Source organism: Microlunatus kandeliicorticis (genome assembly GCF_014137855.1).
GTDB lineage: Bacteria > Actinomycetota > Actinomycetes > Propionibacteriales > Propionibacteriaceae > Microlunatus > Microlunatus kandeliicorticis.
This window is the reverse complement of sequence record NZ_JACGWT010000005.1, coordinates 80,206-103,653: the sequence shown is the minus strand read 5'-3', so window position 1 is coordinate 103,653 and position 23,448 is coordinate 80,206. Positions and strand designations below refer to the sequence as shown.

19 protein-coding genes and 1 pseudogene are annotated in these 23,448 nt (G+C 72.8%); 11 read left to right on the top strand and 9 right to left on the bottom strand.

Features of this window, described 5'->3' with window-relative positions; all coding sequences use genetic code 11:
- The first annotated feature begins 1 nt into the window (after position 1).
- From dapF to FHX74_RS15105, 5 genes and pseudogenes are all read left to right on the top strand, one after another.
- On the top strand, positions 2-895 hold the full coding sequence (gene dapF, locus FHX74_RS15125) for a diaminopimelate epimerase (protein ID WP_182561040.1): 894 nt from the start codon (positions 2-4) through the stop codon (positions 893-895).
- A gap of 86 nt (positions 896-981) precedes the next feature.
- Positions 982-1,794: an SCO family protein gene (locus FHX74_RS15120; RefSeq protein ID WP_182561039.1), complete on the top strand. Its 813-nt coding sequence runs from the start codon at positions 982-984 to the stop codon at positions 1,792-1,794.
- Positions 1,795-1,829: 35 nt separating this feature from the next.
- Complete coding sequence (locus FHX74_RS15115) at positions 1,830-2,660, top strand: SDR family oxidoreductase (RefSeq protein ID WP_235970803.1); 831 nt, start codon at positions 1,830-1,832, stop codon at positions 2,658-2,660.
- Between the two features lie 123 nt (positions 2,661-2,783).
- Positions 2,784-4,280, top strand: coding sequence for a GTPase HflX (gene hflX / locus FHX74_RS15110; RefSeq protein WP_182561038.1), 1,497 nt, complete (start codon positions 2,784-2,786; stop codon positions 4,278-4,280).
- Positions 4,281-4,493: 213 nt separating this feature from the next.
- Positions 4,494-6,437: pseudogene (locus tag FHX74_RS15105) on the top strand (ATP-dependent DNA helicase); the annotation flags it as partial.
- Between the two features lie 169 nt (positions 6,438-6,606).
- Here FHX74_RS15105 and lexA read toward each other — a convergent pair.
- Positions 6,607-7,491: a transcriptional repressor LexA gene (gene lexA / locus FHX74_RS15100; RefSeq protein ID WP_182561037.1), complete on the bottom strand. Its 885-nt coding sequence runs from the start codon at positions 7,489-7,491 to the stop codon at positions 6,607-6,609.
- 271 nt (positions 7,492-7,762) lie between these two features.
- Here lexA and FHX74_RS15095 point away from each other — a divergent pair, with 271 nt between their 5' ends.
- Positions 7,763-8,206: a hypothetical protein gene (locus tag FHX74_RS15095; RefSeq protein WP_182561036.1), complete on the top strand. Its 444-nt coding sequence runs from the start codon at positions 7,763-7,765 to the stop codon at positions 8,204-8,206.
- Positions 8,207-8,231: 25 nt separating this feature from the next.
- Here the strand turns inward: FHX74_RS15095 and FHX74_RS20765 are convergent, their stop codons facing one another.
- The gene (locus tag FHX74_RS20765; protein WP_182561035.1) at positions 8,232-9,233 is read right to left on the bottom strand and encodes an RDD family protein; all 1,002 of its coding nucleotides are present in this window, start codon (positions 9,231-9,233) and stop codon (positions 8,232-8,234) included.
- Positions 9,234-9,670: 437 nt separating this feature from the next.
- On the opposite strand from FHX74_RS20765, the gene nrdR reads away from it, so the two are divergent.
- Together nrdR and FHX74_RS15080 are read left to right on the top strand one after the other, a co-directional pair.
- On the top strand, positions 9,671-10,273 hold the full coding sequence (gene nrdR, locus FHX74_RS15085) for a transcriptional regulator NrdR (RefSeq protein WP_182561034.1): 603 nt from the start codon (positions 9,671-9,673) through the stop codon (positions 10,271-10,273).
- Between the two features lie 191 nt (positions 10,274-10,464).
- Positions 10,465-13,293, top strand: a complete 2,829-nt coding sequence (locus FHX74_RS15080) for a vitamin B12-dependent ribonucleotide reductase (RefSeq protein WP_182561033.1) — start codon at positions 10,465-10,467, stop codon at positions 13,291-13,293.
- Between the two features lie 380 nt (positions 13,294-13,673).
- On the opposite strand, the gene FHX74_RS15075 is transcribed toward FHX74_RS15080, so the two are convergent.
- The 5 genes from FHX74_RS15075 to FHX74_RS15055 all read right to left on the bottom strand — a co-directional run bounded on the left by FHX74_RS15075 (position 13,674) and on the right by FHX74_RS15055 (position 18,110).
- The gene (locus tag FHX74_RS15075; RefSeq protein WP_220484047.1) at positions 13,674-14,729 is read right to left on the bottom strand and encodes a Gfo/Idh/MocA family protein; all 1,056 of its coding nucleotides are present in this window, start codon (positions 14,727-14,729) and stop codon (positions 13,674-13,676) included.
- A 94-nt stretch (positions 14,730-14,823) separates the two neighbouring features.
- Complete coding sequence (locus tag FHX74_RS15070) at positions 14,824-15,024, bottom strand: hypothetical protein (protein ID WP_182561031.1); 201 nt, start codon at positions 15,022-15,024, stop codon at positions 14,824-14,826.
- A 230-nt stretch (positions 15,025-15,254) separates the two neighbouring features.
- Entirely contained in the window at positions 15,255-15,890 is a 636-nt protein-coding gene (locus tag FHX74_RS15065; protein ID WP_182561030.1) for an FMN reductase, read from the bottom strand.
- Positions 15,887-17,014: an LLM class flavin-dependent oxidoreductase gene (locus FHX74_RS15060; RefSeq protein ID WP_182561029.1), complete on the bottom strand. Its 1,128-nt coding sequence runs from the start codon at positions 17,012-17,014 to the stop codon at positions 15,887-15,889. The genes FHX74_RS15065 and FHX74_RS15060 overlap by 4 nt, the downstream gene beginning before the upstream one ends.
- 115 nt (positions 17,015-17,129) lie before the next feature.
- Positions 17,130-18,110, bottom strand: a complete 981-nt coding sequence (locus FHX74_RS15055) for a pirin family protein (RefSeq protein WP_328823849.1) — start codon at positions 18,108-18,110, stop codon at positions 17,130-17,132.
- 316 nt (positions 18,111-18,426) lie between these two features.
- Here FHX74_RS15055 and FHX74_RS15050 point away from each other — a divergent pair, with 316 nt between their 5' ends.
- The gene (locus tag FHX74_RS15050; protein ID WP_235970802.1) at positions 18,427-19,314 is read left to right on the top strand and encodes a ferritin-like domain-containing protein; all 888 of its coding nucleotides are present in this window, start codon (positions 18,427-18,429) and stop codon (positions 19,312-19,314) included.
- Positions 19,315-19,467: 153 nt separating this feature from the next.
- Positions 19,468-20,415 carry an AEC family transporter gene (locus FHX74_RS15045; RefSeq protein WP_182561027.1) on the top strand — a complete coding sequence of 316 codons (948 nt, stop codon included), beginning with the start codon at positions 19,468-19,470 and terminating at the stop codon, positions 20,413-20,415.
- Positions 20,416-20,457: 42 nt separating this feature from the next.
- Here FHX74_RS15045 and FHX74_RS15040 read toward each other — a convergent pair whose 3' ends face one another.
- Positions 20,458-21,429 (bottom strand): alkaline phosphatase family protein, encoded by a 972-nt coding sequence (locus FHX74_RS15040; RefSeq protein WP_182561026.1) that lies wholly within the window; start codon positions 21,427-21,429, stop codon positions 20,458-20,460.
- 172 nt (positions 21,430-21,601) lie between these two features.
- Here FHX74_RS15040 and FHX74_RS15035 point away from each other — a divergent pair, with 172 nt between their 5' ends.
- A complete protein-coding gene (locus FHX74_RS15035) occupies positions 21,602-22,558 on the top strand; it encodes a T3SS (YopN, CesT) and YbjN peptide-binding chaperone 1 (RefSeq protein ID WP_182561025.1) in 957 nt (318 codons plus the stop codon).
- A gap of 30 nt (positions 22,559-22,588) precedes the next feature.
- On the opposite strand, the gene FHX74_RS15030 is transcribed toward FHX74_RS15035, so the two are convergent.
- Positions 22,589-23,401 carry a M14 family metallopeptidase gene (locus tag FHX74_RS15030; protein WP_182561024.1) on the bottom strand — a complete coding sequence of 271 codons (813 nt, stop codon included), beginning with the start codon at positions 23,399-23,401 and terminating at the stop codon, positions 22,589-22,591.
- Between the last annotated feature and the right edge of the window lie 47 nt (positions 23,402-23,448).

The window sequence follows — 23,448 nt, the reverse complement described above, 5'->3', positions numbered from 1 at the left end:
GGTGCCCGGTCTCTCCGTCCCCTTCACCAAGGGCCACGGCACCGAGAACGACTTCGTGGTGATCGAGGACCCCGACGGCCGCTACGACCTCAGCCCGGCCCAGGTGGCGGCGATCTGCGACCGTCGGGCCGGGATCGGCGCCGACGGGGTGCTCCGGGTCGTCCGCGGCCGCCAGGTGCCCGCGTGGGCCGAACGCTGGCAGGGCGATCCCGACCTCTGGTTCATGGACTACCGCAACGCCGACGGGTCGGTCTCCGAGATGTGCGGCAACGGCGTCCGGGTCTTCGTCCGCTACCTGCTCGAACGCGGCCTGGCCACCGGCCCCGAGGTGCCGGTCGGCACCCGGGACGGGTTGAAGCCCACGACCGTGCTGCCGGACGGCCGGATCCGGGTCCAGATGGGGCCCTCGCGGGTGCTCGGCCGCGACGTCGAGGTGCAGGCCGAGCTGCACGACCACCCACCGATGGTGTGGACGGGGTGGCGGGTCGACGTCGGCAACCCGCACGCGGTGAGCCTGCTCGCCGCCTCCGAGGCCGACCGGCTCGACCAGCTCGACCTGGGCCGCGCGCCGCTGTGGCGCCCCGCCGACGCCTTCCCGGCCGGGGTGAACCTCGAGTTCGTCCGGGTCACCGGCGACCGGCAGATCGCCATGCGGGTCTTCGAGCGCGGCTCCGGCGAGACCCGCTCCTGCGGTACCGGCACCTGCGCGGCCGCCGCGGCCACCGCCGCCGCCCGGAACCTCGCGCACGGCGGGGCGGACGGGCCGGTCACCTTCGTCGTCGACGTCCCCGGCGGGTCGGTCGAGGTCGAGCTCGACGGCGACCGCACGGCGCTCACCGGGCCGGCGGTGCTGGTCGCTCACGGCGAGTTCGTCCTCCCGGACGGGACCGTCTGAGCCGGCTCTGAGCCGGGGCTGTGCCCGGCCGCCGCGGACCGTTCCGCACCGTCCGGGAGCGCTGGTCGCGGGCTAGCGTCGCTCCCGTGCAGCACCGACCCTCCCGGCCCGGCTCCCGGGCCCGGCTGACCGGCCTCGTCGCCCTGCTGCCGCTGCTGGCCGCCCTGCTCGCCGGCCTGACCGGGTGCGGACCCTCCACCGCGGCAGCCGCCCGGCCGGCGATCCCCGCCCCCGGGATGGACGTCGGGACGCAGGTCGACGCGGCGCTGCCCGGCTGGCTGACCGCGCTGCCGCTGCGCGACGGAGCCGGCCGCACCGTCCGGCTGTCCGAGTTCGCGGGGAAGACGCTGGTCGTCTCCGACACGATGACGCTGTGCCAGGAGACCTGCCCGATCGACACCGCCGCGGTCGTCCAGACCGCCGCCCGGGTGGCCGCCGACGGGGCCGCCGGCCGGGTCGAGTTCCTCAGCATCACCGTCGACCCGCAGCGCGACACGCCGGCGCAGATCGCCGGCTACCGGAAGCTCTACGCGGGCGCGCCGTCGAACTGGCAGGTGCTGACCGGCAGCCCGGACGACGTCGCCCGGCTGTGGTCGTTCTTCGGGGTCTACCGGCAGCGGACCAAGCCAGACCCCGGGGCCACCAACTGGCGGACCGGGGCGAAGCTGACCTATGACGTCGAACACTCCGACGAGGTGTTCTTCTGCGCCGCCGGGCAGGAGCGGTTCGTGCTCGAGGGAGTGCCCGACGTCCCCGACCCGAGCCGGGTCCCGGCCCGACTGCGGGCCTACCTGAGCAGCACCGGGCGCGGCTACCTGCAACGGCCACCGAGCACGTCGTGGACGGTGCCGCAGGCCCTCGCCACCCTCAGCTGGCTGACCCAGCGCCGGTTGGCCTGACCCTCGGTGGTGCCGCCCGTGCCGCGCCTGTGACGATGAGCCCCACCACGCCGGCCGGGTCGGCGCAGCGTGCGGGGTCGGCACAGGAGGAGGACACCATGGCGGTGCTGGACAGCTTCGGGCTGGGCGGTCGGACGACGGTGGTCACCGGGGCGAACCGGGGGATCGGGCGGGCCCTGGCGGTCGCGCTGGCCGAGGCGGGCAGCGACCTCGCCCTGCTGGTCCGCGACCCGGCGAGCTGTGCCGAGGTCGAAGCCGAGTGCCGCGCGCTCGGGGTCCGCACGCTGGCGGTGGCCGGGGACGTCACCGACGCCGCCTCGGTGGCGCGCGCAGTCGACACGATCGGCGAGGCGTTCGGACGGATCGACGTGCTGGTCAACAACGCCGGCGCCTGCATCCACCGGCCGGCGCTCGAGGTCACCGCAGCCGAGTGGCGGCAGGTGATGGACGTCAACGTCGACGGCGTCTGGAACTGCGCGCAGGCCTTCGGCCGGGTGATGGTCGAGGCCGGCCGCGGCGCCATCGTCAACATCGGCTCGATCTCGGCGGTGATCGTCAACCGGCCGCAGTGGCAGCCCGCCTACAACGCCTCCAAGGCCGCGGCGCACCAGCTGACCAAGTCGTTGGCCGCCGAGTGGGCCGAGCACGGCGTCCGGGTCAACGCGCTCGCCCCCGGCTACGTCAAGACCGAGATGGCCCCGGTCGACGACCCGCAGTTCCGGCAGCGCTGGATCGACGACGTCCCGATGCAGCGGTTCGCGCTGCCTGCCGAGCTCGGTCCGGCGGTGGTGTTCCTGGCCTCGGACGCTTCGTCGTTCATGACCGGCTCGGTGCTGGTGATGGACGGCGGCTACACGACCGTCTGAGCCGGTCGACGGCCGGTCGGCGGCCGAACGCCGCGGCCCGTCGACGTCGCGGACCTCGTCCGGCGGATCCGGAGGCGAAATCAGGGCGACGTGCTTGCCCGGGCGTGAGATTCTGGATCGAACATGACACTTCCTTCACCGCAGCACCCGATCGAGGCCCCGGAGGCCGACGCCCCGCGCGACGAGCGCCGGGTGGACGAGCGCCGGGACCGGGACGACCCGGTCGCCCCGGCCGCCGGCTACGACGGCGAGCAGTTCGACCTGGCCGACCGCCAGTCGCTGCGCCGGGTGGCCGGGATGTCGACCGAGCTCACCGACGTCACCGAGGTCGAGTACCGCCGGCTCCGGCTGGAGCGGGTCGTCCTGATCAGCGTCTGGACCTCGGGCACCGAGGCCGACGCGGAGAACGCGCTCGCCGAGCTCAAGCAGCTGGCCGAGACCGCCGGCTCGGAAGTCCTCGAGGGACTCATCCAGCGTCGCAAGCTGGTCGACCCGTCCACCTACATCGGCCGTGGCAAGGTCGAGGAGCTCCGCGAGGTCGTCCAGGCCACCGGTGCCGACACCGTGATCTGCGACGGCGAGCTCGCCCCGGCCCAGCTGCGGACGCTCGAGGACAAGGTCAAGGTCAAGGTGATCGACCGGACCGCGCTGATCCTCGACATCTTCGCCCAGCACGCCAAGAGCGCCGAGGGCAAGGCGCAGGTCGAGCTGGCCCAGCTGCAGTACCTCAAGCAGCGGCTGCGCGGCTGGGGCGGCAACCTGTCGCGCCAGGCCGGCGGCCGGGCCAGCGGCGGCGCCGGCATCGGCGGACGCGGCCCCGGTGAGACCAAGCTCGAGACCGACCGCCGCCGGATCAACAGCCGGATCGCCAAGCTGCGCGCCGAGCTGCGCGAGATGGACAGCACCCGCGAGGTCAAGCGCGCCGGGCGACGCCGCCACCAGATCCCGTCGGTGGCCATCGTCGGCTACACCAACGCGGGCAAGTCCTCGCTGCTCAACCGGCTGACCGGCGCCGGCGTGCTGGTCGAGGACGCGCTGTTCGCCACCCTCGACCCGACCACCCGGCGCAGCCAGACCAGCGACGGCCGCGACTTCACCCTGACCGACACCGTCGGGTTCGTCCGGCACCTGCCGCACGACCTCGTCGAGGCCTTCGCCTCGACGCTGGAGGAGTCCGCCTCGGCCGACCTGCTGGTGCACGTCGTCGACGGCTCGGACCCCGATCCGCAGGGTCAGATCGCCGCGGTCCGCGAGGTGCTGGCCCAGATCGGTGCGCAGAAGGTGCCCGAGCTGATCGTGATCAACAAGGCCGACGCCGCCGACCCGGACACCCTCACCGTGCTCCGCGGCCAGTACCGCGGTGCGGTGATCGTCTCGGCCCGCACCGGCACCGGGCTGGACGAGCTCCGCCGGGCCGTCGAGGAGGGGCTGCCGAGCCCGTCGGTGGGGGTGGTCGCGCTGGTGCCCTACGCCCGCGGCGACCTGATCGACCGGGTGCACCACGAGGGCGAGATCGACCAGCTCGAGCACACCGCCGACGGGACGCTGCTGCGCGCCCGGCTGCACCCCGGGCTGGCCGCCGAGCTGGCCGCCTTCCGCCCCGCCGACCAGCTCTCCTGACCGCGGCGGTTCGGCCGGAGGGACGGCGCCGAACGCGGTGACCGGTCGTCGGAGCGGATCGCACCCGTCCCGGTCGGTCGCCGGCCAGATGTCGGACCCAGCGACTACCGTGCTGCGGTGACCTCCGATCCCACCTCCGAGCGCGGCTGGCAGGCCGTGCTCGACGCGGCCGTCGGGGAGATCGGCGGCCAGGCGCGTCCCGGCCAGCAGGCCATGGCCGCGGCGGTCGCGGACGCGGCCGCGAGCGGCCGGCACCTACTGGTCCAGGCCGGCACCGGCACCGGGAAGTCGCTGGGCTATCTGGCCCCCTTGCTCGCCGAGCTGGCCAGCCGGCGCCGGGAGCGCGCGGTGGTCGCCACGGCCACCTTGGCCCTCCAGCGCCAGCTGCACGACCACGACATCCCGGCGGCGCTCGACGCGGTCGAGCAGGTCACCGGCCGCCGTCCGAGCACCGCGGTGCTCAAGGGACGCAGCAACTACGCCTGCCGGCTCCGGGTCGAGGGCGACGGCGACCGCGCCCAGCAGAGTCTGATCGCGCCGGACGAGCTGGTCGCCACCGCCCGCGCCGCGCAGGCCGCCGACGGCGACCAGCTCTCGCCGCAGGCCACGTCGGTGCTCGGTGCCGAGGTGGTCGCGCTGCGCGAGTGGGCCCAGACCGAGCACGAGCGCTCCGGGCTCGCCGACCGCGACGACGCCCCGTCGCACAGCGACCGGGCCTGGCAGCAGGTGTCGGTGCCGGTCCGCGAGTGCCTCGGCGTCCAGCGCTGTCCGTTCGGTGACACCTGCTTCGTCGAGCGGTCGCGCGAGCAGGCGCGCGCCGCCGACCTGGTGGTCACCAACCACGCGCTGCTGGCCATCGACGCCATGCACGGCCGGACCGCGCTGCCCGAGCACGAGCTGGTGGTGATCGACGAGGCCCACGAGGTGGTGGCCCGGGTGACCGGGGCCGCGTCGGCCGAGCTCGCGCCGACGGCGATCGACCGGGTGGCCAAGCGTGCGGTGACCTTCCTCGACGATGACGTCGCGCTCGACTTCTTCGACGCCGCCGACGGCCTGCGGACCGCGCTCGACGACAGCCCGGTCGAGCGGGTCGAGGACCCGGCCGCCGGGCTGGTGGCCGCGCTCGCCCTCGTCCGCGACAGCGCCCGCAAGGTCGTCTCGCAGCTGACCGGCGCCCAGAAGGAGGACACCGAGCGCAAGCAGGCGGCCGCCGCCGTCCAGGAGGTGTTCGACGTCGCGGAGCGGATGGCCAAGCTCGACCCCTACGACGTGGTCTGGGTGGCCGAGAGCGAGCGGTTCGGGCGCGACGTCCGGGTCGCGCCGCTGACCGTGGCCGGGCTGATGCGCGACCGGGTGTTCGGCGACCGCACGGTGGTGATGACCTCGGCCACCCTCAAGCTCGGCGACGACTTCTCCGCGGCGGCCGCCTCGGTCGGGCTCAAGGCGCAGGAGCGCGACGACGCCGAGACCTCCGAGCCGGTCGGTGAGGCCATCCGGTGGCGCGGGCTCGACGTCGGCTCGCCCTTCGACTACCGCCGCCAGGGCATCCGCTATGTGGCCCGCTCGCTCGACAGACCGGGCCGCGACGGACTGAGCGCCGAGGCGCTGGCCGAGATCGCCGAGCTGATCTGGGCGTCGGGGGGACGCACCCTCGGGCTGTTCTCGTCGCGCCGGGCGGCCGAGGCGGCGGCCCGGCACGTGCGGGCCGAGCTGCCGTCGTTCACCGTGCTGTGCCAGGGCGACGCCCAGCTGCCCGAGCTGACCCGGCGGTTCGTCGCCGAGGAACAGACCAGCCTGTTCGGCACCCTGTCGCTGTGGCAGGGGATCGACGTGCCCGGCCGCACGTGCCAGCTGGTGATCATCGACCGGATCCCGTTCCCGCGTCCGGACGAACCGCTGGCGCTGGCCCGGCAACGGGCGGTGGCCGAGGCCGGTGGGAACGGATTCATGGCGGTGGCGGCGACCCACGCGGCCCTGCTGCTGGCCCAGGGTGCGGGCCGACTGATCCGCCGGCAGAGCGATCGCGGGGTGGTGGCGGTGCTCGACTCGCGGTTGGTGACCGCGCGCTACGGGTCGTTCCTGACCGCCTCGATGCCGGACATGTGGCCGACCACCGACCGCGAGCAGGTGATCCAGGCGCTCCGCCGGCTCGCCGCGGCGGCCGACAGCGAGGCGACCGCAGCGGCCGAAGCGGAGACCGCGGCGGGCGAGGGGACCAGCACCGCCGCCTGAGCGGGATGACCGTCACGCGTCCGGGGTCCGGACGCGACGACGGGCGAACCCCGGTGGGGATCCGCCCGCCCGCAAATCCGGCGTCGCGCCGGGCTCAGACCTTCCGGAGCACCGCGACGACCTTGCCGAGGATGCTGGCGTGGTTGCCGTCGATCGGCTCGTAGGCCGGGTTGTGCGGCATAAGCCAGACCTGGTTGGTGGTCCGCTTGAACGTCTTGACCGTCGCCTCGTTGTCGAGCAGCGCGGCCACGATGTCCCCGTTGTCGGCGGTCGGCTGCTGACGGACGACCACCCAGTCCCCGTCGCAGATCGCCGCGTCGATCATCGAGTCCCCGCGCACCTCGAGCAGGAACAGGGTGCCCTCGCCGACGATCTGCCGCGGCAGCGCGAAGACGTCCTCGACCCGCTCCTCGGCCAGGATCGGACCGCCGGCGGCGATCCGCCCGAGCACCGGCACGTGCACCGGCGCGGGTCGCGCGTCGCCGGCGAACTCCTCCTCCGCGCGCTCGTCGGCCGGCCCGGCCACCGGACCCGTCTCGTCCGCGGCCAAGTCCTCGGGAAGCAGCACCTCGAGTGCCCTCGGCCGGTTGGGGTCGCGGCGGAGGAAGCCCTTGCCCTGCAGCACCTTGAGCTGGTGCGCGACGCTCGAGGAGCTGGCCAGCCCGACCTCGTCGCCGATCTCGCGGATGCTCGGCGGGTAGCCCCGGAACTCGACGGTCTCCTTGATCACCTCGAGGATCCGGCGCTGACGGGCGGTCAGCCCGGTCGCGTCCGGCGGGCCGTCGGGCATGGTGAGCACCGGGGCCAGGTGGCGCTGCCGCTGGCGGGCGGCGGCGAGCTGGGCCTCGACCTCGACGTTGCTCGGGCGTCCGCGCTTGGGGCGCGGCTCCTCCGGCTGGGCGCCGGCCCGGGTCCTGGAGTCGGTCTCGCGCTGCGTGCCGGTCCCGCGCGGTGCGCCGGTCTTCTTCGAGGTGGCCATGTGCTCACGGTAGAGAAACGTCGGGGACCAATCAAACATCTGTTCGATGCGTGTCGCCGCGTGTCGTGCGCCGGGATCGCGAGTTTGGAAAAGTGTCAGACCCCTCTGGTGTGGTCAGGACATGACCACGGACGGCCTGCGCGGGACACGACACCTGTCGAACGATTGTGCGAATGCTCTTGCCGACGCCTCGATCCTGCGGTACAAATCAAACACGTGTTCTAGTGCCGGCCGGGCCGGGAGCGCGGACACGACGAGCCGAGGAGCGCAGATGAGCACCATGACGATCGACGCCGGGGTGGCCGAGCGGACCACCGGCGGGACGCCGACCCGACGGCCGGTTCGCGAGCGGCGTCCGGGTCAGGGAAGTGGCCGGACCGCCGCCCCGACGCTCCGCCCGGGCCGCAGCGTCCCGGCCCCTGAGCTCCGACGAGTCGCCCCGGTGGGGCCGCGCGGCTGCGACGTCCCCGTCCGCCCGCAGGCCGCACGCCCGCAGACCGTCCGCCCGCAGACCGAGCGCCGCCGCCCCGCACGTCCGGTCGCCGTCGCGCCGGTCCGTTCGGCGGTCCGGCTCACCGAGCGGGGGATCGCCGTCGTCCTGGTGACCGGCGTGATGATCGCGGTCGCCGCCCTGACCGTGGTCGGGGCCACCGCGGCCCGGGTGACCTCCGACGGCTACCCGTCGGGCGCGGTCAGCCTGTCCTCGAACCGCTGAGCCCTCGCAAGCGGCGGCCAGCCCTTCAGCGGAAGGGCTCGGGAGGCGTCCGGTCCTTCGCCAGGGTGATCGGGGTGTTCTCGGGCACGTCGACGACCACGGTCTTGAGCAGCTTGTCGGCGAAGGTCTGGCGCTTTTCGTCCCAGAGCGGCCACAGATAGCCGACGTAGGCGACGCCGTCGAGGTAGTGCACCAGGTCGCGGGCGAAGGCCATCCCGGCGCCGATCGGGGCGCCGTTCGCCTCGTTGATCAACCTGATCTTGAGCACCCGCTTGCCGAGCGTCTGGCCGGTGCGGCCCTGGAGCAGCCAGCGGTCGTAGACCGACCAGCCGAGCATGATCACGTAGAGCACGACCAGCGCGACCATCCACGGACCGAAGCCAGCCGGCAACGCCGGTGCGGCGCCCTGGACCGAGTCCTCGAACACCGCCACGAGGAAACGGATGTAGCCGATCATGAGCACCACCGCGAAGACGATCCCCGGGATGCCGTCGATCAACGACGCGGCGACGCGGCGGCCCCAGTGTGCGTAGTCCGAGCGGAGCGGCGCGGGGACGACCCCGGGTCCGGCCGGGACACCGGGGTAGGGCTGCACCGGTCCCCCGTAGCCCTGTGCCGGGGCCGGCCAGGCCCGGTCCTGCGGCCACGGCTGTTCCGGTGACCAGGACGGGCCGGGGGACGCTCCGGTCTGCGCGGACGGGTGCACCGGCCACGGTTGGTGCTGTCTGCTCTGGTTCCGCTCGCTCCGGTGCGGATCGGTCTGGTGCGGATCGGTCTGGTGCCAGTTGGTCTGGTGCCCCTCGGTCTGGTGCTGTTCCCACGGCTGCCAGGTCTGCCCCGACGTGGGGCCGTCGACCGGGAGCCCGTCCTGGTCCGGGTGCGATCCCGCGGCGGGCGCGTCGAAGGGATCGGTGCGAGGGCGGTGCAGATGCGACTGCGGGTTCGCCGGGCCTGCCGGGTTCGCGTCCTCCGGAGGCCGGTGCGGTGCGGCCCAGCCCTCGTGCTCGGGTTCGCGTCCTGCGTCCACCGACGTCCTCCGTTCCTCGTCCGGCTGCTTGCGCCGGTCACCGGCCCGTGACCCGGGCGGAACCGTTCGCCCGCACCGCGCGGCCGGGCGGCGCGTCCGCGGAGTCTACGGCGCGGACGGGGCACCGGACCGGGCGCGGATCCGTGGCCCTCGAGCCACGGCGCAGCCCCGTGGCACCGGCCGGACGGGCGGCGTCGGGGGCTCGGTCGTCCGAGCCCGGCGCGTCGCGGCCGCGACGCGCCGTCCCCTCTTGCCGTGGGGGCCCGGCGGACGTAGTCTCTCTACATCTAGTGCTTACACCACTGTGATTCATCCACAAGTTGTGGTCGGTTCTCCACAGGTCAGCCCGCCGGTCCACATCCTCCCCACAGCCTCGTCCCCAGATCCGTCCACAACGGAGGGGTGTCAGACCCCCGCCCGAGCCGAGAGGAGTCGCGGTGCACTGCCCTTACTGCCGTCATAACGACTCGAAGGTGCTCGACTCGCGGGTCGCCGAGGACGGCGCCAGCATCCGGCGGCGTCGGCAGTGCCCGGTCTGCGAGCGGCGGTTCACCACCGTCGAGCAGATGCAGCTGGTGGTGGTCAAGCGGTCCGGTGCCGTCGAACCGTTCCTCCGGGACAAAGTTGTCAGTGGTGTCCGCAAGGCTTGCAAGGGACGCCCGGTCAACGAGGACCAGCTGGCCAAGCTCGGCCAGCAGGTGGAGGACACGCTCCGGGCGTCGGGTCAGCCGGAGGTGCCGGCCGACGAGGTGGGGGTGGCGATCTTGGGTCCGTTGCGCGAGCTCGACCAGGTGGCCTACCTGCGCTTCGCCAGCGTCTACCGCCAGTACGACTCGGTCGACGACTTCGAGAACGAGATCGCCCTGCTCCGGATCGAGTCCGAGCCGCTGGGTCTCGAGCCGTTGATCCCCGAGCTCGCCGGCACGCCGTCCACCCGGCGCGGGCGCGCCACCGGCCGGCGGGCCCGCCGGCCCGCGGACCGCGCCGCCGACCGACCGACCGGGCGCGCGCCCGGTCGCGGGACGGCCGGCGGCCCCTGAACCCCGGGACGGGCCCGGACAGCAGGGGAAGGCTGTTCGGGTTCGTCCCGGCCACATCCCGGCCCACCAGCGGGGCAACGAGCCCGGCACCCGACGACCCAGCATCCGAGAACCCAGCACCCAGCAGCACCGATCCCCCGGATCAGCCGAACCCCCAGAGATCAGCAGCAGCGAGAGAGGCAACCCGACAGATGACCGAGACCACGCGCGCGACCAACGGCCGCTCCAAGAAGCAACCGACCGGTGGGCTGCGGATCGACCGGGTGTTCACCACCCCGGGCGTGCACCCCTACGACGAGGTCACCTGGGAGCGGCGTGACGTCGTCCAGACGAACTGGAAGACCGGCGCCACCGTCTTCGAGCAGAAGGGCGTCGAGTACCCCACCGGGTGGAGCGTCAACGCCTCGACGATCGTCACCACCAAGTACTTCCGCGGCGCGCTCGGCACCCCGGCGCGCGAGCAGAGCCTCAAGCAGCTGATCGACCGGGTCGTCACCACCTACCGGCGCGCCGGCGAGGAGAACGGCTACTTCGCCACCGAGGCCGACGCCGAGGTCTTCGAGCACGAGATCACCTGGATGCTGCTGCACCAGTACTTCAGCTTCAACTCGCCGGTCTGGTTCAACGTGGGCACCAAGAGCCCCCAGCAGGTCAGCGCCTGCTTCATCCTCAGCGTCGACGACTCGATGGACTCGATCCTCAACTGGTACCGGGAGGAGGGGTTCATCTTCAAGGGCGGGTCGGGCGCCGGGCTGAACCTGTCCCGGATCCGCTCGAGCAAGGAGCTGCTGAGCTCGGGCGGCACCGCCTCCGGTCCGGTCTCCTTCATGCGCGGTGCCGACGCCAGCGCGGGCACCATCAAGTCCGGCGGGGCCACCCGCCGGGCGGCCAAGATGGTCGTCCTCGACGTCGACCACCCCGACATCGAGGAGTTCGTCGAGACCAAGGCGCGCGAGGAGGACAAGATCCGCGCGCTGCGCGACGCCGGCTTCGACATGGACCTCGGCGGGGCCGACATCACCTCGGTGCAGTACCAGAACGCCAACAACTCGGTCCGGGTGACCGACGAGTTCATGCGGGCCGTCGAGGAGGGTCGCGAGTTCGGGCTGCGCGCCCGCACCGACGGCTCGGTGATCGAGACCGTCGACGCCCGCGCGCTGTTCGACAAGATCGCCAAGGCGGCCTGGGAGTGCGCCGACCCGGGCATCCAGTACGACGACACGATCAACGACTGGCACACCAACCCGGAGTCGGGGCGGATCACCGCGTCCAACCCGTGCTCGGAGTACATGAGCCTCGACAACAGCTCGTGCAACCTGGCCAGCCTCAACCTGCTCAAGTTCCTCCGTGCGGACGACAGCTTCGACGCCGAGCTCTTTGAGAAGGCCGTCGAGCTGATCATCACCGCGATGGACATCTCGATCTGCTTCGCCGACTTCCCGACCGAACCGATCGGCGAGACCACCCGCAACTACCGCCAGCTGGGGATCGGCTACGCCAACCTCGGCGCGCTGCTGATGGCCACCGGTCACGGGTACGACTCCGAGGGCGGCCGCGCCTTCGCCGCGGCGATCACCTCGCTGATGACCGGTACCAGCTACCGGCGTTCGGCCGAGCTCGCCGCCATCGTCGGCCCCTACGCCGGCTACGCCCGCAACGCCGAGGCGCACAAGCGGGTGATGCGCAAGCACCAGGCCGCCAACGACTCGCTGCGCACCGTCTCCAGCTGGGACGGCGACGTGCACGCCCGGGCCACCCGGGCGTGGGAGGGCGTGATCAAGCTCGGCGAGACCAACGGCTACCGCAACGCGCAGGCCTCGGTGCTCGCGCCGACCGGCACCATCGGCTTCATGATGGACTGCGACACCACCGGCATCGAGCCGGACTTCTCGCTGGTCAAGTTCAAGAAGCTGGTCGGCGGCGGCTCGATGCAGATCGTCAACCAGACGATCCCGCGGGCGCTCAAGCTGCTCGGGTACGCCGACGAGGTGGCCGAGGCGATCGTCGAGTACATCGCCGAGAACGGCCACGTGGTCGACGCGCCCGGGCTCAAGACCGAGCACTACGAGGTCTTCGACACCGCGATGGGCCAGCGGGCGATCAAGCCGATGGGCCACGTGCGGATGATGGCGGCCTGCCAGCCGTTCCTGTCCGGCGCGATCTCCAAGACGGTCAACCTGCCCGAGACCGCCACCGTGCAGGAGATCGCCGAGGTCTACCTGCAGGGCTGGAAGCTCGGGCTCAAGGCGCTCGCCGTCTACCGCGACAACTGCAAGGTCGGCCAGCCGCTGAGCGACGGCAAGGCCAAGAAGGCCGAGGAGAAGAAGGAGGAGCCGGCCAAGGTCGAGTTCCGCCCGGTCCGCAAGCGTCTGCCCAAGAGCCGCCCGAGCCGGACCACCTCGTTCTCGGTGGGTGGCGCCGAGGGCTACATGACCTCGGGATCCTACCCGGACGACGGTCTGGGTGAGGTCTTCCTCAAGCTCGGCAAGCAGGGCTCGACCCTGGCCGGCGTGATGGACGCCTTCTCGATCGCGGTCTCGATCGGCCTGCAGTACGGGGTCCCGCTGGAGACCTTCGTGCAGAAGTTCACCAACCTGAAGTTCGAGCCGGCCGGTCTGACCGACGACCCGGACGTCCGGATGGCGCAGTCGATCATGGACTACATCTTCCGCCGGCTGGCGCTGGACTACCTGACCTTCGACGAGCGGGCCGAGCTCGGCATCTACACCGCGACCGAGCGCGCCCGGCAGGTCGAGACCGGCTCGTACCTGCCCGTCGAGGAGGCGGAGGAGCACAGCGAGGCCGAGAGCCTGAAGTCCGAGACCGCCAAGGTCGAGGACGTCCCGACGGCCGCGGTGAAGCCGGCTCCGGTCGGTGCGCACACCACCGCCGAGCTGCTCGAGCAGGTCACCGGGACCAGCGTCGACGCGCCGCTCTGCCTCACCTGCGGGACGAAGATGCGCCCCAGCGGCAGCTGCTACGTCTGCGAGGGCTGCGGCTCGACCAGCGGCTGCAGCTGATCGGCCCACTCGGCCCCGGACCCGGCTTCACGCCGGGTCCGGGGCCGTCGTGGTTCCTGGGCGCCGGCCCTTCGACAGGCTCAGGGCACCGTGGTGGGGTACGCACGCTGAGCCTGTCGAAGCGCGCGCGGTGGTCAGGGCACGAGCGCTGAGTTGTCGCAGCGCGGGTCCGGGTGATCGCCCTTCGACAGGCTCAGGGCACCGTGGTGAGGTCGGCTCAGGCACGTAGGTGGGGAGTTCGCGCGCTGAGCTTGTCGAAGCGCGGCGGTGGTCGAGTCGCTAGCCCTTCGACAGGCTCAGGGCGCTTCACCCTTCGACAGGCTCGGGGCGCTTCGCCCTTCGACAGGCTCAGGGCACTGTCGAAGCGCAGGTTCCGGGGGTCAGCTCCACGGTTCGACGGCGGTGGTGATCATGGTCCGCTCGGCCGCAGAGCGTTCGACGGCCAGGCCGAGGGCCTGGTCGGCGCAGGCTTCGGCGAGGGCATAGGGCGGCGGTCCGTCGCCCCGGAGCGAGGTGATCATCGCCTCGAGCATCGAGGCGACGGCGAGCTCCTCGTCCATGAACCGCTGCCCGAGATAGGCGTTGCGCCAGAGCACCTCGCCCTCATAGCTGATCAGCTCGGTGTCGTAGCCGTTGAGGTCGACGTCGTAGCCGACCTGCCGGCGTTCGAGCCGTCCGGAGAGCAGGGTCCGGGCCCCGCCCAGCCGGACCACCCGGTCGCCGTCGAGCTCGCCGCGCGAGCCGCGGACCACCAGTCGGCGGTGCCGGAGCAGATTGCGGGTCTGTTGGTCGGTGAAGTCGTAGAGCCCGGAGCGGCCGTCGCCGAAGTCGAGGGTGGCGATCGTCGTGGTCGCCGGGTGCGCGGTGTCGTCGTCGGTCCAGCCGCCCCGGTCGAGCGGCTGGACCAGCGGCGCGGTCACCCGGCTCGCGGTCACCGTCGCCGGGCCGCGACCGACCTCGAGCAGTCCGCGGATGATCGAGACCGCGTGGTAGGTCTGGGTCGAGGAGACCTGCACCTGCGTCGGTGTCCCGAGCGCCCCGGAGCGCACCAGGGCGCGCCGGGCCGCGTGCATCGGCATCCGCAGGTACTGCTCGGCCACCTGCACCGAGTCCGCCGAGCCGGTCCGCTCCAGCTCCGCCCAGAGCGACCGCAACCCGTCGAGGTCGGGAGCGGGTGGCGTCTCGGCCAGTACCGGCACCCCGCGTTCGACCAGCGCCAGCACCAGTCCGGGGTTCGCCGCCGCGGCGACGGAGACCAGGGCGAAGTCGGGCCGGACCGTCCGCACGGCCTCGTCGAGGTCGGTGTGCACCGGGTGGCGATGAGGACGTGGCGTCCGGGCCAGCACTCCACCGCAGCGCAGACCGGGCAGCCGCTCGGCGACCTCGAGCAGCAATCGGGTCCGGTAGCCCGCACCGACCAGCAGGAACGTCGTCACCGCCGCCACGCTAGGCCCGGGCGCCGCACCACTGTGCCGTGGGCCCCCGGTCGGCAGGGCCAACCGGGTGAGTGGCGTCAGCGGGCGAGCCTGCTCAGCGGCGCGGCTGCTGCTGTGCCTGCCGCTGCTTGCGCCGGCCGAAGTTCTCGAGCTTGGTCAGCACCTTGACGGCCGGCGTCTGCCCGTTCTTCTGCTCGAGCCGGCGACGGATCAGGCTGATCACTCCGGTGAGGAGCGGGACGGCGATGGCGAAGATCACCCAGGTGCGGAGCCGTGCGCTGAGGAAAGCCCACATGAGAAGCCCTTTCGGAGGACGCGGGATGCGTCGGCGGTGCACCCGCAGGACTGCTCAGCGAGTGCCGTCAAGACTAGGACGTCGGTGACGACCGGTTCGTCACGCCCCGAACGCCCGCCGTTCACGATGCCGCCGCGCAGACGCGACGACGCCCGCGCCGGGTCGGCGCGGGCGTCGGTCGTTCCCGGCCCGGGTGCTCGGGTCCACCCGGGTGGTCGAGCAGGCTCCTGTCAGCGGGACAGCAGGGTGGCGAAGTCGACCACCTCGCCGAACCCGTCGTCCTCCGTCGTGGCCCGGACCGGGCGACCGGTCACCAGTCCGGCGAGCTCGCCCGCGGCCCGGTCGATCCGGCTGGCCAGCTCACCGGCGGTGCGATCGGCCTGGCCGGCCGCGCCCCAGTCCTCGGAGGCGGCGAACACCGCGGTCGGCACGGTGAGCGCCCCGAGGTAGCTGAACAGCGGCCGCATCGCCGACTCCAGCACCAGGCTGTGCCGGGCCGTCCCGGCGGTCGCGCCGAGCAGCACCGGGGTGCCCCGCAGCGCGTCGGCGTGATCGATGGTGAACACGTCGAGGAACGACTTGAACAGCCCCGAGTACGACGCCTGGAAGGTCGGCGTCACCGCGATCACCCCGTCCGCCCGGGCCACCGTGTCGAGCGCCTCGGTCAGCGGACCCGAGGTGAACCCGGTCAGGGTGGCGTCGACCGCGGCGTGGGCGAGCGGGCGGAGCTCGACCACGTCGACCTCCACCTGCTCACCGCGGACGGCCAGCGCCGTCCGGGTCGCGTCGGCCAGCCGGTCGGCCAGCAGCCGGGTCGAGCTCGGCTCGGAGAGCCCGGCGGTGATCACCGCGATCTGGCGGGTCACGCCGACACCAGCTCGACGTCGTCGCTCGACGCGGCCTCGTCGCCCTCGCCGGCTGCGCGCTCGGCCAGCCGCGAGACGTGGGTCGGCGGGTCGGACGGGACGTGCGCGGGCCGGACCGCCTCGAAGGCGGGCCGCAGCTCGCGGACCACCTCACCGAGCAGGTCCAGCTGCTTAAGCACCGTCGCGGTCGGGAGCCCCGCGTGGTCGAGCAGGAACAGCTGACGCTGGTAGTCGCCGGCGTACTCGCGGAAGCCGAGCGTCCGCTCGATCACCTGCTGCGGCGACCCGACGGTCAGCGGGGTCTGGGCGGTGAACTCCTCCAGGCTCGGTCCGTGGCCGTAGACCGGGGCGTTGTCGAAGTACGGCCGGAACTCGCGGACCGCGTCCTGGCTGTTGCGGGCCAGGTAGACCTGCCCGCCGAGCCCCACGATCGCCTGGTCGGCGCGGCCGTGACCGTAGTGCTCGAAGCGCTGCCGGTAGAAGCGGACCATCCGCGCGGTGTGCGAGGCGGGCCAGAAGATGTGGTTCGCGAAGAAGCCGTCGCCGTAGTAGGCGGCCTGCTCGGCGATCTCGGGGCTGCGGATCGACCCGTGCCAGACGAACGGCGGCAGGTCGTCGAGCGGCCGCGGGGTGGAGGTGAAGCCCTGCAGCGGGGTCCGGAAGTGCCCCTCCCAGTCGACGTTCTCCTCGCGCCACAGCCGGTGCAGCAGCGCGTAGTTCTCGATGGCCAGCTCGATACCCTGGCGAATGTCCTTGCCGAACCACGGGTAGACCGGGCCGGTGTTGCCGCGGCCCATCATCAGGTCCATCCGGCCCTCGGACAGGTGCTGCAGCGTCGCGTAGTCCTCGGCGATCCGCACCGGGTCGGTGGTGGTGACCAGGGTCGTCGAGGTGGACAGGATCAGCCGGCGGGTCTGCGCGGCGATGAAGGCCAGCGTGGTGGTCGGCGCGCTCGGGACAAACGGGGGGTTGTGGTGCTGCCCGGTGGCGAAGACGTCGAGACCCACCTCCTCGGCGTGCTTGGCGATGGCGATCGTGTCGACGATCCGCTCGTGCTCGCTCGGGGTGCGCCCGGTCGTCGGGTCGGTGGTCACGTCGCCGACGGTGAAGATCCCGAACTGCATGTCGACCTCCTGGTGGTTGAGAATTCAACTATATAAGACCGGGGGCGGTCCGGGTATTCCCGCCGCGCCGGGTCGGCCGCCCGGCATGGGAGACCCCGCCACGCCACCGGGTGGTTCAGCGCCGGGGACGGATTCGCGCGTGCGGCAGCGCCGGGGCGGGCAGCCGGTCGCCGGGGTAGCCGGTCACGGCGCCGAACCGGTCGGTGCCGGCCTCCCAGTCGGCTCGGAACGCGACGATCTCCTCGTGGCTGCGGGCCACGAAGTTCCACCACATCACGATCTCCTCGCCGAACGGGGTGCCGCCGAGGACCAGCACCCGGGCCGGAGCGTCGGTCGGGGCGGCCAGCTCGACCGCGGACGTCCCCACCGCCAGGTAGCCGAGCGCCGCCCGCTCGACCGTCCCCGCCGACCCACCCTCGGGCCGGACGCCGACCGGACCGGCGTCGACCAGCACCCCGTGCTCGAAGTCGGGACGCAGGTCGAGCCGAACTCGCGCCGCGGGCTCGACCAGCACCTCGGCACCGACCAGCGGCGAGTGGGTCGGCACCGGCGAGGTCGCTCCGGCCAGCGTCCCGAGGAAGGTGCGGACGCTGCCCCCGGGCACCGGCGTGGCCGGCGGGACGTAGTGCGCGAAGTCGCGCGCCGTGTCGCGAGCCGCGTCCGGCAGCGCGATCCACAGCTGGACGCCGTGCAGGGTGGCGGTCTCCGGCGTGGACACCTCGGAGTGGCAGATCCCGTGTCCTCCGGTCATCAGGTTGAGCTCGCCCGGCCGGACCGGGCCGACCACCCCGTTGCTGTCCCGGTGCTCGATCTCACCCTCGAAGAGCCAGCTGGCGGTCTGCAGCCCGGTGTGCGGATGCGGGGCGACGTCCATCCCGCCGGTGGCGGCCACGTCGTCGGGTCCGTAGTGGTCGGCGAAGCACCAGGCGCCGATCAGCGAGCGGCCCCGCTGCGGGAGCGTCCGTCGGACGGTCATCGCCCGCGGCCCGCCCAGCGGCACGTCGCGCGCGCCCAGCACCTCCACCCGGCGCTCGGCGTCCTCGGCAGCAGGCGGACAGAGCGCGACCTCGTCCGGCCGGGTCTCGAGGTTGCTCACGGCCCGAGGTTAGTCGGAGGACCCGTCGCCGCGGCCGCGTCGCGCTTGCTGAGCGCGGCTCTCAGGTGCTCGCCGATCCCGCACCATCCGCATCCGGTGGCGCTCCGAAGTCCCGTCAGAGCGACATCGCGCCGGAGCGGTCGAGACCGAACCGCCCGACACGGCGCCACTCGCCCGAGGTCGTGCGGACATCCGTTGCCCGCCCCGCCGGAACGTGCTCCTCGTCCCGGTGCGACCTCGAGCCCCCATTCCACGGGAGCAGGAGCGCCCCGTCCCGACAAGGGGAGACATGTTCGGTAAGAAGGTCGTGGCTGACATGATCAGCCGCAGCGCCGAGAACGACAACGATCGCCGCAACTTCCTCAAGGCCGCCGGGCTCGCCGGGCTCGGCACCCTGGGTGCCGCTGCGCTGGTCAACTCCGTCGCGCCGACCGCCGAGGCCGCACCGAGCGATTCCGCGGTGCTGAACTTCGCGCTCAACCTGGAGTACCTGGAGGCGCAGTTCTACCAGATGGCCCACTACGGGCACGGTCTGCCGAGCAGCCTCACCGACGGCAAGGGCACCCGCGGTGGCGTCACCGGCGGTCACAAGGTGCCGTTCAAGAGCAAGTACCTGATGCAGCTCTCCCGCGAGATCGCGATCGACGAGCTCCGCCACGTCGAGTTCCTCCGCAAGGCCCTCGGCTCGGCCAAGGTCGCGCAGCCCGCGATCAACCTCAAGAGCAGCTTCACCGCCGCCGCCCGCGCGGCCGGCCTGATCGGGGCGAACCAGACCTTCGACCCGTTCGCCAACGAGCGCAACTTCCTGCTCGGCGCCTTCATCTTCGAGGACGTCGGGGTGACCGCCTACAAGGGTGCGGCGCCGTTGATCAACAACAAGACCTACCTCGAGGCCGCCGCCGGCATCCTCGCGGTCGAGGCCTACCACGCCGGTGCGGTCCGTGGTCAGATCGACGTCCTCGGTCTCGACGCGGCGGCGGACAAGATCTCCAACGCCCGAGACAGCCTGGACGGCAAGAGCGACCTCGACCAGGGCCCGACCATGAAGGGCAAGGTCAACGTCACCCCGGTCGACGGCAACGGCATCGCCTACAGCCGGACCCCCGGCCAGGTGCTCAACATCGTCTACCTGAACCCGGGTGCGGTGAAGAAGGGCGGCTTCTTCCCGAACGGCGTCAACGGCGCGGTCAACACCAGCGCCTGAGTCGCTTCCCTGCGGAGCCCGCAGGACCTGCACGACCCGCACGGCGCCCGGATCTCCCGATCCGGGCGCCGTCCGGCGTTCCGGCCCCGCTGCGGCACGATGGACCCGACAGCCGAGCGGTGATCGGACGGGCGAGGGCGGGGGAGTCGGGCGATGACGGGAGTCCTCGCGGGCTTCGTCACCATCGGGTCGGTGATCGGGCTCGGTGCACTGATCGCCCACCTGAGACTGATCGACGAGCAGGGTCAGGTGCTGCTGTCCCGGGTCGCCTTCTTCGTGGCAAACCCGGCGCTGATGATCACCGTGCTCGGCGGCACCCCGGTCACCCAGCTGTTCTCGGCCAACCTGGTGGCCTCGATCAGCAGCGTGGTCACCGTGTCGGTGATCTACGTCCTGGCCGCCCGGCTGGTGTTCCGGCGCACCCCGAGCGAGGTGGTGATCGGCACCTTCAGCGCCGCCTACGTCAACGCCGGCAACCTCGGCCTGCCGATCGCGGCCTACGTCCTCGGCGACGTCTCGCTGATCGCGCCGATGTTGCTGACCCAGCTGCTGGTGCTGCAACCCGCCGGGCTGGCGGTGCTCGACCTGACCTCGCGCGCGGCCAGCGGCACGGCCGCCGAGTCGGCCCGGGCCCGGGTGCTGCGGCTGGTCACCCAGCCGTTCCGCAACCCGCTGATGATCTCCTCGCTGCTCGGTCTGGTGATCTCGGTGACCGGGTTCCGGCTGCCCCGCCTGGTCGCCGACCCGCTGCACCTGGTCGGCGGGATGGCCGTGCCGATGATGTTGATCGCCTACGGCGTCTCGCTCCGGCTCGGCCCGCGCCCGGGTCGCGGTGAGCCGCCGGTGCAGGTCGGGCTGGCCGTCGGGCTCAAGCTGGTGGTGCAGCCGCTGATCGCCTGGGCGGTGGGCGCGCTGCTGCTCGACCTCTCCCGGCCGGCGCTGCTCGCGGTCACCGTGGTCGCCGCCCTGCCCACCGCCCAGAACGTCTTCACCTTCGCGGTCCGCTACCGGCACGGGACGTTGCTGGCCCGCGACGCGATCTTCTTCTCCACCGTGCTGTCGGTGCCGGTGCTGGTGATCATCGCCGCGCTGCTCGGCTGACCGACGCCCGTCCGCCCACCCGGGCCGGACACCGGGGTGTGGTCAGGGCAGCCGGAGCCCGAACGCCGTGGCCAGCGACGGAGCCGTCCGCGCCGCACCGGTCAGCGGCACGCCGGCGACCCGCTGGCCGAGCCGGGTGATCGAGGGGTGGCCCAGCCGGCGGGTGACCACCCGGTGGTGCACCGACGGGTGGATGACCACCGTGAGCACCCGGTTCCCGGCGCGCCGGTCGTCCTCGTCGGCGGTCAGCACCACCGCGAGCCGGCCGGCCCGCCAGTCGGGCCCGGCGGTCACCGTGGCCATCAGCCCGGCGAACCAGATGTCGGCGGTGGCCAGCGGGCAGTCGTGGGCGTCGTGGCAGGTGTCCGGGACGACCAGCCCGACGGTGGGCAGCCGGCCCGCGGCGACGTCGGGGGCGAACCGGGAGAACGGGACGTCGTCGCGCCGGCACAGCGTCCGCTCGTCGACGGCGTAGGCCCACGGGTTGTGCCGGACCGCGTACCGGCGGCCACCGTCGACGGTGCTGCACGGCGACGGCATCCCCTCGGCGTAGACCCGGGCGGTCCGCCCGGCCCGGACCGCCTGGCCGAACACCGTGCTGCCGTGCAGCCGGTGGGCCGACGGCGGCCGGTCGTCGGTGACCCCGTGCGTGCTGCCCGTCGCGATCATCAGGTAGTTGGGCAGCGACGGGTGCGTGGTGGCCCGGTAGTCGGTGGCGTAGCCGTACCGGTCCGCGTACGCGGCGGTCCGCGGCATCTGGGCCCGCATCTGGGCCAGCGAGTGGTTCTCCATCACGACCACCAGCAGCTTGCGGACGGTCGGGCGAGCGGTCACGGCGGTCCGGCCCGAGGAAGCCGAGGGAGCCGGGGCGGCAGGGGCGGCGGCGGTGGAGGGTGACTGGACCACGGTCAGGGCGGTCAGGGTGGCGAGGGCGGTCAGTGCGGTCAGGGCGAGCGCGCCGCCGCCGACGACGAGCCGGGGGCGCCTGCGCGGGGGAAGCGGTCGGGTCGTCATCGATCCTTCGTCCGGGGTGATCGAGGGGGAGGGGGGATCCGGCCGTGGCGGGTCCCGGGGCCGGTACGGCCGACTCTAGACCGACCGGAGACCGGCGTTTCCCGCTCGCCGGCCGCCCGCGGGCCATGCGCTAGGTTCGAGCCCCAGGCCAGCAGCGACCCGGAGCGAAAGAGTGGATGCGACCGACTACGAGGACTTCGACATCGATCGGAGCACCGCCCAGGCCTGGACGGAGTTCCAGACCCGGTTGAGCGAGGTGCTCTCGGTGATCGACGACACCGCCGACCTGGTGATCGGGGTCGAGTCGGAGATCGACGACCAGGCACCGTTCATCCGCTGCTCCGCACCGCGCCGCGACGTGGTCCGGCTCGAGGCGGCCAGCAACGCCGTCCTCGGCGAGGCGTTCCAGCTGAGCACCGACGACCTCGCCCTGATGGAGACGTCCGGCTGGAACCCCCCGGGCAGCGCCGACCAGCCCGAGACCCCGGCCGACGAGCAGACGCCGAACTTCTGGGTCGAACGCGCGCAGGAGGAGTGCGACCCGCTGGCCGAGCTCGCGGTGGTCGCGCTCCGCGACGTCTACGGCATCCAGCACCCGGTGTTCCTGGCCCCCGACCAGCTCGCCGAGGTGCTCACCCCCAAGCCCGAGTCCGCCGAAGCCGCCGATCCCGCCCTCGACGCCGACGACGTGGTCGCCACCGTCCCGCGCAGCCGCGCGCACCTCGACCAGCTGGTCGACGCCGAGCTCACCCAGCTGTTCGGGCACCGGCCGATCCGCGACGGTGAGGGCGACGTGGCCATCCGGGTCGGGTCGACCATGCTGTTCCTCCGCACCGCCGCCGACGCTCGCGAGGTCGTGATCTTCTCCACCGTCGTGCACGAGGTCGCCGGACGCTCGCGCGCGGCCGAGGTGCTCAACGACCTCAACTGCGACGCCCGCTGGGTGAAGTTCCAGCTCATCCGCGACCGGGTGTTCGTCACCCTGAGCATCCCGGCGCACCCCTTTGTCCCGGCCCACCTGCTGCAGGGCGTCCAGATCATGTCCGAGGTGGCCGACGGCATCGACGACGAGCTCGCGGTCAAGCTCAACGGCCGGACGACCTTCGAGAACGGCGACGACGCCGGCTGAGCCGATCCCTGGTCCCGCGGCTCCGGCCGTTCAGCCGCGCCGCCCGCCGACCGCGGCCAGCACCGCTTTCGCGTCCCGGCCCTCCATCCTCGCCACCGAGCGTCGCCGGCTGCCGTACTCGACGGTGATGGCCGCCCCGCGGTGGGTGGCGTTGAACCAGTCGGTCAGCGTCCCGTGGCAGCCGCCCCGGCAGTCGAACCGGCGGACCGGCAGGTCCAGCCCGCTGCTCAGCCGCCGCATCAGCGCCCGGTCCTTGACCCGGTAGGAATCGACCCCGAACAGCGGCTGGTGCCAGGAGACGACGTAGCGGGGGCGGACCCGGTCGAGGAAGCGCATCAGCGCGCGGGTCTCGACCGCCGACGCCGCCCGCGGCCCGGCGTGCGGCTGCCGGACCCAGCGGTCGGGGAAGTTGCGGTTCGGGTCGACGCCGCCCGACAGCCACCGCCGGTCGTGGGCGTACCCGTCGGGGTTGGCTACCGGCACCACCCACAGGTCGACACCGGTGATCCGCCGGCCCCGGAGCAGACCGAGCGACACGTGCCGGGCGTACGGCTCGTCGCCGTGCAGCACGGACAGCACCACCACCACCGGACGCCCGCGCTGGCCGGCGCGGTAGGCGACGATCGGCCGGCCCCCGGCCGAACGGCCGATCGTCTCGCGGTGGTACCAGGTCCGCGCCGCGGTGGCCGCGCGGGCCGGTGCCGCTCCGGTGGCCCGGGCGGACGCCGAAGCGGACGCCGGAGCAGACGCCGGCGCGAGCCCGTAGGTTGCGACGAGCAGCGCGCCGAGCACGAGCGTCCTGGCCGCCCGGCTCCGGGCGGTCGGTCGCGCAGCGGTCTGCATGGCGCATTCTGACCCGCCGATCGCCGTCCGGAAAGGGCTGTACCGGC

Excerpts from the sequence above, each read along its gene's own strand:
- FHX74_RS15050 (WP_235970802.1), top strand. The coding sequence starts at position 18,427 with ATGATCAGCCGCAGCGCCGAGAACGACAACGATCGCCGCAACTTCCTC.
- FHX74_RS15030 (WP_182561024.1), bottom strand. The coding sequence starts at position 23,401 with ATGCAGACCGCTGCGCGACCGACCGCCCGGAGCCGGGCGGCCAGGACG.
- FHX74_RS15045 (WP_182561027.1), top strand. The coding sequence starts at position 19,468 with ATGACGGGAGTCCTCGCGGGCTTCGTCACCATCGGGTCGGTGATCGGG.
- FHX74_RS15080 (WP_182561033.1), top strand. The coding sequence starts at position 10,465 with ATGACCGAGACCACGCGCGCGACCAACGGCCGCTCCAAGAAGCAACCG.
- FHX74_RS15070 (WP_182561031.1), bottom strand. The coding sequence starts at position 15,024 with ATGTGGGCTTTCCTCAGCGCACGGCTCCGCACCTGGGTGATCTTCGCC.
- FHX74_RS15040 (WP_182561026.1), bottom strand. The coding sequence starts at position 21,429 with ATGACGACCCGACCGCTTCCCCCGCGCAGGCGCCCCCGGCTCGTCGTC.
- hflX (WP_182561038.1), top strand. The coding sequence starts at position 2,784 with ATGACACTTCCTTCACCGCAGCACCCGATCGAGGCCCCGGAGGCCGAC.
- lexA (WP_182561037.1), bottom strand. The coding sequence starts at position 7,491 with ATGGCCACCTCGAAGAAGACCGGCGCACCGCGCGGGACCGGCACGCAG.
- FHX74_RS15115 (WP_235970803.1), top strand. The coding sequence starts at position 1,830 with ATGAGCCCCACCACGCCGGCCGGGTCGGCGCAGCGTGCGGGGTCGGCA.
- FHX74_RS15095 (WP_182561036.1), top strand. The coding sequence starts at position 7,763 with ATGAGCACCATGACGATCGACGCCGGGGTGGCCGAGCGGACCACCGGC.
- FHX74_RS15060 (WP_182561029.1), bottom strand. The coding sequence starts at position 17,014 with ATGCAGTTCGGGATCTTCACCGTCGGCGACGTGACCACCGACCCGACG.